General features: G+C 62.5%; 7 protein-coding genes. 4 read left to right on the top strand and 3 right to left on the bottom strand.

Annotated features, from left to right (window positions below):
• The first annotated feature begins 556 nt into the window (after positions 1-556).
• Positions 557-715, top strand: a complete 159-nt coding sequence (locus tag AB4Y99_RS21305; RefSeq protein ID WP_441524741.1) for an ATP dependent DNA ligase — start codon at positions 557-559, stop codon at positions 713-715.
• 83 nt (positions 716-798) lie between these two features.
• Here the strand turns inward: AB4Y99_RS21305 and AB4Y99_RS21310 are convergent, their stop codons facing one another.
• Together AB4Y99_RS21310 and AB4Y99_RS21315 are read right to left on the bottom strand one after the other, a co-directional pair.
• Positions 799-2,931 (bottom strand): autotransporter family protein, encoded by a 2,133-nt coding sequence (locus AB4Y99_RS21310; RefSeq protein WP_441524735.1) that lies wholly within the window; start codon positions 2,929-2,931, stop codon positions 799-801.
• A 789-nt stretch (positions 2,932-3,720) separates the two neighbouring features.
• Positions 3,721-3,972: a hypothetical protein gene (locus tag AB4Y99_RS21315; RefSeq protein WP_441524736.1), complete on the bottom strand. Its 252-nt coding sequence runs from the start codon at positions 3,970-3,972 to the stop codon at positions 3,721-3,723.
• 742 nt (positions 3,973-4,714) lie between these two features.
• Between AB4Y99_RS21315 and AB4Y99_RS21320 the strand changes: the two genes are divergently transcribed.
• The 3 genes from AB4Y99_RS21320 (at position 4,715) to AB4Y99_RS21330 (ending at position 8,360) form a co-directional block, all read left to right on the top strand.
• Positions 4,715-5,971 (top strand): hypothetical protein, encoded by a 1,257-nt coding sequence (locus tag AB4Y99_RS21320; protein WP_441524737.1) that lies wholly within the window; start codon positions 4,715-4,717, stop codon positions 5,969-5,971.
• 605 nt (positions 5,972-6,576) lie between these two features.
• A complete protein-coding gene (locus tag AB4Y99_RS21325) occupies positions 6,577-7,065 on the top strand; it encodes an NUDIX domain-containing protein (RefSeq protein WP_441524738.1) in 489 nt (162 codons plus the stop codon).
• A 119-nt stretch (positions 7,066-7,184) separates the two neighbouring features.
• Complete coding sequence (locus AB4Y99_RS21330) at positions 7,185-8,360, top strand: acyltransferase family protein (RefSeq protein ID WP_441524739.1); 1,176 nt, start codon at positions 7,185-7,187, stop codon at positions 8,358-8,360.
• Between the two features lie 308 nt (positions 8,361-8,668).
• Here AB4Y99_RS21330 and AB4Y99_RS21335 read toward each other — a convergent pair.
• Positions 8,669-9,073: Ros/MucR family transcriptional regulator (locus AB4Y99_RS21335; RefSeq protein ID WP_441524740.1), on the bottom strand; the 405-nt coding region annotated here is incomplete at its 5' end.

Here is a 9,073-nt window from a genome sequence, read left to right on the forward strand (position 1 = left end):
GGCGCATGCCATTTGAGGCCGGCGACCTCTGCCTTGAGGCGGAGCGGCCGGAAGGTTCGGTGCATGCGGTTATCGTGGTTCATGAATCCGCCTCGACGGTTGGGGAATACGAGATCGTCGGCTTTCGAGAACTTCGMCCSCAGGCGCCATGCCTTGAGAGTCTTGCCCCCCCGATCGGGAACTTGCGGATGCCCGCCTCGGTCTTCGTTGTGTCCTCTTCCTKGAACTGATCGACCCGAGTTTCGACCGTGATTTCTCGACCAGCAAAGTCGATGTGCCGCCAGCGCAGTGCCCATAGCGCACCCGCCCGAAGCCCGCTCGCGGCAGCGAAAAGGACMACAATCTTGAAATCTTCGTCGGCCTTGGCGAGCAGCTTTGAGAGTTYGGCCTTTGTCGGCGSGGTCACTTTCTTCGAGCCCTGATYTCGCCGAGCGATGACCTCGATCCCCACGAGCGGCGTTCACAGCGATCAGGTCGGTTGCTACGGCGCGACCGAGGATWGGCGCAGCGCTGCAAAGAGATGGACAGGCTCACCATTCCGAGCCCCGCCGTCGACATGACGGGCCGCAAGCGCTCCTATCGCTGGCTTACACCCGCGCTTGTCGCTGACGTCCAGTTCCGGGGCTGGASCGATGACAGCAAGCYGCGACACGCCYMTTACAWGGGCCTGCGCGAAGACACCGACGAGGCAGCGSTGTTCAAGCTTCGCCGTTAGGCATCGGAGCAGAACGGTCTCGCAATGTACCCGTGAGCGATCTGGCAAGCACCGCGTTCAACAGGTCCGCTTTCCAGTAGTCCTTAGAACCTGACGGCGAGCACGCCTTTGAAGGAATGATCCTGGGTATCCTCGGCGAGCTGGCCGGTATAGCTCACACCGAGGGTCGTATTACGGGCGATGGCGAGATCGAGGCCAGCTTCGACCATGGCTGCATCGCGCGCGATCGGCAGRCCCGCAACGGTGAACGYGCTGGATCCGGCGAAGGCGAGCGTCGCYTTCGGATCGACGTCACCGAAGGCRTGGCGCCAGGCCAGGCCACCGCGCAGCGTCACGGCCATGCCCTGGAGGTCGAGGCTGGTCGCTGCCCGCAAGCCGAGCGTGGAATAGCCRAYGCCGGTATCGTCGCCCCGRCCGGTGAGGCCGGTAGTGGCGCCGCTCTCGCTGAATCCGTCGCTATGCAGGTTGACATAGGCCAGCCCGGCGAACGGTTCAAACGCGGCGCGACCAAGCTCGATGCGATAGCCGACCTCGCCGAAGACCTGRGCGGTCGCGGCATCGTAGCTCGCACGCGGAATGCTGCCRAGGAAGGCCGAGGTCACGGCGCGCYGCGTCTCGATATCGTGCCAGGTGTAGCTSGCGCCCGCCCGCAGGTTGAGTGCCCCCCACTGGCCGCCGCCATAGAGGCCGAGATGGTAGTTGTCGCTCTCGCCGGAAGACAGGCGGCTGTTYACGTCGAAGTCGCTGCGGCTGTAGCCGGCAACGACGCCGAAGCGCAGATTGTCGAARACCGCCGCATCGGCGCCGACSAGGAAGCCGCCGGTCGAGCGCTTCAGCYTCGCGGCATTGCCGTCGCTATCGGTCYGGCCCCATGAGCCATAGCCCTGGCCCCAGACTGCGAAGCGGTCCRTCTGCGGCAGAGGCATTGGCCCTTTCACGCTCGGGGCCAGATCCGCGCTGTAGCCGTAGTTCAGCGTGACCGAGCCGACGCTGCCGAAGGCAGAGCGCAGCCGGTCGTTGACTGCCGCACGCAGCAACCAGCTGTCTTCGATCAGGGCCGTCTTGGCAGAGGCGTGGATCTCGCCGGAAAGGTCATTCAGCGCCCGCCGGGCCGCRTCGAGGCTCGGCTGGTTGAGCACGCCGYYTTGGACCGAGTTGCCCGCAGGCAGGTTATCCACGCTTTTGCCGACSGMARCCTCATTGCGGGTGGTGSCGATGTCTYCGATGCTGCGGGTYTGCACCACCGCGAGATAGGCATGATTGGCGTCATAGCTGTCACGCAGGCTGAGGAAAGGYGTCAGCGTCTGGTCGAAACCGTAGGTTCCAACGAGGCCAGCAGTCGAGGTCAGGATCGTGTAGCGCTGACCGAGTGCGTACGCTGCACCAGTATAATTCACGACCGATAGAACAGCGCCGCTCACCAGCATCGCCGAGCCGTTCACCTTGATCAGGTCTGAGTTCATGGTCGCTGGGTCGACCTCAACTTGATAGGTCGAGCCTGCGCCCTGCACGAACGAGCCGTTGACCGTCAAAGTGCCGATTGAATTGCCCGGCGCAATGGTGCCACCGGCAGCAATCGTCGYCGCCCCCACCGTGCCTGAGCCGGCGAGCAGCGCACCCGACGCAACCGTCACAGCCGAGCTCGCGAGCGAGCCGTTCACCACGAGCTTGCCGGCGAGAACGCTGGTAGAACCAGCGAAGTCGCCGCTACCGCTCAGTGTCCATGTGCTGGTGTCGGTTTTCTCCAGAATGTCGAAATTGCGATACTGGCCGGTAGTCCCAATACCGCCGTCCAGTGTCCAGTTGCCGGAGCCGCCGAGGCGCAGGACGTCGTTGGTGCCGAGGCCGCTGGCGACCACGTTGCCGACGATCTGCGAACCGGCGTGAAGCTCGAGCCGGTTGTTCCCCCCGGTGAGCGTGATCGCGTTGGCGCGATAGGCTTCATCGCCGATATGGCCGCCGGCGAACCCGCCGGAAATTGTGCCGCTATTGATGATGGTCACACTCGCGCCGGCTATTCCGACGCCGCCCGAGCCACTCGTCCCCGGTGTAGCTCCAGCGATTCCYGCTGCCCCGCCAMGRCCGCCATTGCCGCCTGCTATGGTGCCGCTGTTGAGGAARRCAGCACCCGGTGCAGTCAGTTGCACACCAACACCGCCGTCACCGCCAAACCCGCCGGAATCTGGATAGGGCGGYCCGAGATAGATTCCCGACATTCCGCCACGACCGCCATTGCCGCCGATAATCGTCCCGATGTTYGAAYTGATGCCGCCGCCCAGCACGAYGGCACCRTAGCCGCCGGCCCCGCCGCCACCGCCACCRCCRSCGCCGAAGCTAGAGTTTGCGTYGCCGCCAGCTCCACCGTTGCCGCCAATCAAAAGGCCCACATTAGAGAGTGAAACWGTACCGGRGCCATTGCCGTTATAGCCACCCCCGCCACCACCCCCGCCCGYGCCAAAAGAAGAGGCGGARACGCCATCTTGCCCGTYAGGGCTGATGGCCGTGCCGCCGGAGCCTCCTAACGCTCCCGAGGCWCCGTCACCGCCCTTGCCGCCRCCGGAGCCACCGCCACCGGCACCAGCATTGCCCAAAGCATTATTGCCTGGAGCACCGGTGAAGCCTGAACCACCGCTGGTGAACCACCAGCCGAAACCGATACYGCCAATTCCGCCATCTGCCAGAGCCGGAATAGTTGAGGCCGCGAGAAGGGCGGCATATGACACGCCACGTATCGCAATTGCCCTCGTGACCGATGCGTTTCGGACGATATGGGGCTGGTCTGAGCGCCGCCGGAACAAGAAGGCGAGCGGGCTTGTCGCGCCCGCAGAGTTGATCCGGTCCATTCCCTGGTGCCCCATCGCGACATATTCGGTCACGGAATCAGGCCACGATCCGATTGCCCATCGCCGGTCGGCCAGCCAGAACCCTTTGCGATAAAAACGATTCTCTWCGGCTCGGTCAATGTCGAAGATCGAGCTGTAATTAGGCGCGTCRCGGGTTGCGTTTCATWGCGCTCTGATCTGCTCCTCGAACTCCCCGGGGATCGCGCCGTGACGGGCGAGAACATCGCTCGATGCGACTTCGCCGATTTCGTCGTCGGTAACCACATGCACAACGGCGAGGCCYTCGGCMGTGCGGCCCAGCCGTTCGCCTTCATCCAGCGCATGGTGCTTCGTTTTCGCCRGCACGCGCTGGCTCGCAACCAGCTTCTTTCGGTGTGTCTTGAAGGGCTGGARAAAGAGGGCGTCGACGTTCATCGGTTGACTCCCCGGCTTKTTTGTTCTTATTATGTYCTCATATCTGAGGACGGAACAAGGTCAGTGTGCGACGCCAGTTGGCCCAGGCCTTCGCTGACTTCAGCAGGCGAAACTTGGGACCGGCCCGGCAGCGACCATTGAGGCTCGCCTGGCGGGGTTGAGCGCGGCCCCGAGGAGCATCATCCCGTCAGCGGTCCAGCAGCCGCAGCCGATGAAGTCTCCTCCGGTGTCAAACAGAGGAGCGAATTTGGCAACCGAGCCTCAGGGAGCTYTGCCGCGATCAATCCCGAAGCGGCGGGGCGGCTATGAGCACGATTAATCCYGAGAGAAACCTGAGATCGCCGCGAATGTCRGCGCACCCGCCTCATTTCCCCGCCAGTCCGWCGAGCCCCGTGTGTGCGGTGCTCGACGGCCGGGTCATCRACGCTGGCAAGGCRCRCGGATTATAGCCATGTCAAAAGCTCCGCAGCAGTCTCAGATCCGCTTCCCTGTCGACCCGCGCGACGTGCCGCCGGCAAAGGCTGCGCGCCGCCTACACCTGACCTTGGCAGAGTTCGAGCGCCTCCTCCCACGACTGGTTCAGCGCGGCTTCCCACGACCAGATCCGGACACGAGAAACTACGATCTGAAGGCCGTCGATCAATGGATGGATAACCGCTCGAGCTTGCCCCCTTATGAATCCGCCGCGCGATGCTCAAGGGGCAATATCAGAGCGACTGGCYCGGACGAGGGMGAGGCGCCGATGAACCTCGAGCACCTGATGGGCAAAGATTCGATCCGTCACCTSATCTTCATGAGGAACAGATGGCGCTATAAGCCGTCGCACCTTATGGTCCCGCACGGCTTCAAGTTTCTGACGCTCGGCCCCGGCGTGGTGGTCGGGAACCGCAATATCGCCTCTCCGGAAGATCAGCAGCGCGCGATCGAGCTCAATGCCGAGTGGGACCGCATTCGGCTCGGCTTGGCCGAACCGGTTAAATCGAAGTATCSGCCGGGCTCGGTTGGCGAAGCATATCTTCGCGTGRTCAGACTCCGCACCGCTGAMCGAGCCAAAGCTGGCAAAGAGCAGGACAGGGACCAGGCGACCCGTGACGATTGGCCGAGGGCTTGGCGCTGGATCGAACCCCATTTCGGGGTCTCCGACCCAAAATCCATCGAAYCCGAGGACTTCCTCGCAATCGACAGCAAGACCGCGAAGCCGATCGGCCTCGTCGCCGAGATCGAGASAGAAGTTTCGATTTCGGAGCGCCATCGCGTCATCAAGGTCTGGCGCGCGCTTTGGAAGAAGATGGCGGCCATGSGATACTGCACACTCGACGCCGATCCCTCTCTGGCATTCTCCAACAAAGCTCCCGATGCRCGCCAAGACATTTGGACCGAGGGTGAGGTCGTAAGGCTCTGCAAGCGCGCTTGGCGCATGGGCTATAAGGGTCTTGCCGCCTGCATGGCCACGGCATGGGATAGCCAGCTCTCCCCTGCCGATCTGCGTTCGCTGACRAYTGGCCAGCGCGCTGACGATGTCCATGGGGCGATCTTTTCGCTGGCTCGAAYYAAGACMGGGCGGGCCGCGGCGGCGTCCCTTGGGAAGCGGGCGACCTGGGCCCTCGACGCCTACATCGSMAGYCTCGCTTTCGAACTGATRCCACACGCTCCGATTTTCAGGACCAAGAGTGCGCCGACAACTCCGAGAGGCTGCAAACCTCAACCGCCTTCGCCCTATACGAAGAACAAGCTCGCAAATGACTTCCGGACGATTCGCGTTGCAGAGTTCGGGAAAACTGAGGAGCGCAAGCTTTCGGACATGCGACGGTCGGGCACCGTGGAGGCGACGGCCGGTGGCGCAGATGCCCAGGCGGTATCGAYCAAGATGGCCAACTCCTTTGCTGCGTCAGCTCGTCTTCAGAAGACCTATAACCCGGTCAATTTAGCGACGGTGCGGGAAGTGGATGCGATCAGGAGAGARGGAAGAGCCAAGCTTCGCCAGAACAAAATGCGATAGAATTTRTTACGGTGTCAGGCGGGAATTTGTAACGGGACCCAGGGGGCATGGATAACCCCTCGAAATAAATGGCGCGGGCGACGGGGCTTGGGGCGCTTCTTGCGCTTCCAGTGGCGGGGCGGAGACGGCCAGATCGGCTCACGAATGCTGGCCACCAGCATCGCAGCGGCGGCCGAGGTCCAAGGCCGGATGTCGAAGTCGCGCATCAGTGCCGCAGCCATCCGGGCGCAGGGGAGTGAGAGCCCGCATTTGACTTCAGTGACGCGYGCAATGGATTGTCATCCCCTTCGGATCGGGAGGAAACCATGGCTAAGAGCAATGAGATCCCCGCAGTTCGCGTCGCCGGATTCCAGGTCTTCCGAGGACCTGACGCCATMGCTGTTCGCTTCGAACTGATGACCGCGCCTRGCAGAAACGAGTCGATTACCATCGCACTGACACCGACCGGGGCGCAGGARTTGGCCAAACAACTCGCGCACGAGCCTACTGCGGGAACCCCGGAGACCACGCCTGATACCTCGCGCCAGTAGSTRCCGAAGGCGCCCTCGCCCCGGGCTAAAATCGCCGAAGACTTGATGCCGAGCGACATGCGGATGGGGAGTGAGATGCCTGRTCCCGACTACGAGGCCAAATATGGTAAGGGTCCGCACCTAACGGCCGATGCAGTGGTCGTGCGCGGGAACGAAATTGCGCTGGTCCGGCGAAAGAGCAGCGGGCAATGGGCTTTGCCTGGTGGTTTCCTCGACCAGGGCGAGACCTTCAGCGATTGCGCGATCCGGGAGTTCAAGGAAGAGGCAGGGGTCGACTTGCGGGCCACGCCSGGKCTCATCCTCGGTGTCTATCGGCCTTTGGCGTTCGAYGCGATCGASMGAGATCCGCGGAGCCGCATCATCTCRGGTGCCGTTCTGATCACCCTGTCGGAGGAGATSRAGCGSCCGGAGCTCTTTGCCGGCGATGACGCTGAGGCGGCGCAATGGACGAGGTGGTACGCTATCCCAAAGCTCTATGCCGACCACAACACCATAGTGGAGGCATTATTGGCACCTTACCGCGCCCAAGAGATTGGTGAGGTCGGCGAAGACGCTGGCTTCTAATGACTCCGAAGAGCCTCGGCAKCGAAGCGCCGCAGATTCACGGGCTTSGCGAATKGGTCGCGCTCACCCCAGCAGCCGGTCCGTGGAATGTGGCAAAACCTTGCTAAGCAGGTGAGTGAATGCTTGTCTGCGCCTCGTGCGAGGGGCAAATGGGGCAAAGCGGCGGCATGGCGTCCGAACCACGGTTCGACAACTTGCAGGGTTTGAGAGGATTTGCCGCCCTCCTGGTGCTCGTTGAGCATACCGCGAACGCCATTTCGACGCGCTTCCTGGGCGTTAGTCCGCACGACTCGCCGTTGGCGATCTTTCCCTTCGCTGCCGGCGTAGACATCTTCTTCGTCATTTCCGGTTTCATTATTGCTTTTTCCAGCCKTTCGCTGTTCGGAAAGCCGGGSGCGTGGAAGAGCTTCCTSCTGCGTCGTCTTGCGCGGGTCGTGCCGTTATACTGGTTGATGACCAGCGTCATGATCTGCGCCTTTATTTTGATCGGGAGCCGTGCCTGGAGCGACGCTTCGTGGTCGTCAGTTGCGGCATCTTTCCTTTTTCTACCGGCCGTTAATGTCGACGGGATTACCTCTCCTATCCTCGCCATCGGCTGGACGCTCAACTATGAGATGGCCTTCTATGCCTTATTCGCGGTCGCACTTTGTTTTCCCCAACGGATATCGTTGGTCTTTATTGTACTAATTCTTGTGCTGCTGGTTGTGCTGGGAAAGCTATTTGAGCCGGCGACACTGGCGCTGCAATTTTGGACCAATCCGATTGTCCTGGAGTTCGCAGCAGGTGTTTGCCTCTACGAGCTCCATCGCTCTGRCAAGCTTGCCCTACCCGGCATRGCGCAAMTCKGCCTCTCCCTGGCGGCYCTTTTCTGTTTCGCCGTGACCGCTGGCGAGCCCGGGCCATGGCGCTGGGTCTTGTGGGGCGGCCCCGCGGCGCTTCTCGTGGCCGCTGCGCTTGGAACGGCTKCGTTGCAGGGCAAACTYGCCAGGGGCRGCAGCCGGGCCGGGGACTGGTCATACGGCATCTATCTCACGCATTTCCCGATCGTGATGATTGGTTCCATGACCTGCCAGGTCCTGCTCCCGCAGACGAATTGGGTTTGGTTCGGCCTCTTCCCTGTTTTCGTACTGATTRCAACGCTTGCCGCCGCGGCGCTCCTGTACCGCGTCGTCGAGCGGCCTTTCWTGGATCTGGCGAGCCMGGCCGGKSCYSATCAAAATCRGCCACARGGTMCGMATGCAGSGGAAGCGCTGATCTCGGMTACAAGGCCGAATATGGTAAGGGACCACATCTGACAGCCGATRCCRTATGGCGCGGGGAACGATCACCGCTTCGGCGAAAGAGCGGCGGCCTAAGACGATGGCTTCTAGACAATCYMGAAGAGCCKGAGCAGCGAAGCGGCCATCACGATCCATGCCGCTGCCACAAGGGCCGCCCTTCCCTGATTGCCCAAGGCCSGGCGCCAGCGAGGCAGGGCCGCCCTGCGCGCCCTCTCCTCGGCATTGTCTCGGCCGATCTGCTCCCAATGGCCCATCTAYAACTCGCTTATTGCMGGCCGAGGGCGGACAACGCGAGGCTTGACCTTCGCGCCGGCCGAAATGACTCAGGCTGARGCCTTGGCCCGAYCCCGCYTCSGAGCSGCMRGMGCMGGCGYCGTCTTCCGACGCTGCWGGCCRAGGCCCAKGGACTTGGCCAGATTAGAGCGGGCCTCRGCGTAGTTCGGCGCGACCATCGGATAGTCCGGAGGCAGATTCCACTTCAGGCGGTACTGATCGGGCGTCATGTCGAACGCCGTACGAAGGTGACGCTTGAGCGATTTGAACTTCTTGCCGTCTTCCAGGCAAATCAGGAAATCGGGCGTAATGGATTTCTTGATTGATACGGCCGGGGTCGCCTTTTCTTCGGGAGCCGGCCCGGGATCCTCGCCAAGCCCAGTGAGCGCCGCGTGGGTGCTGGCAATCAACGCCGGAAGCTCGGCCATCGGAACGCTATTGTGCCCGACGAATGC

The sequence above is a fragment of the Allobosea sp. TAB14 genome (assembly GCF_052113865.1).
GTDB classification, from domain to species: domain Bacteria; phylum Pseudomonadota; class Alphaproteobacteria; order Rhizobiales; family Beijerinckiaceae; genus Allobosea; species Allobosea spartocytisi.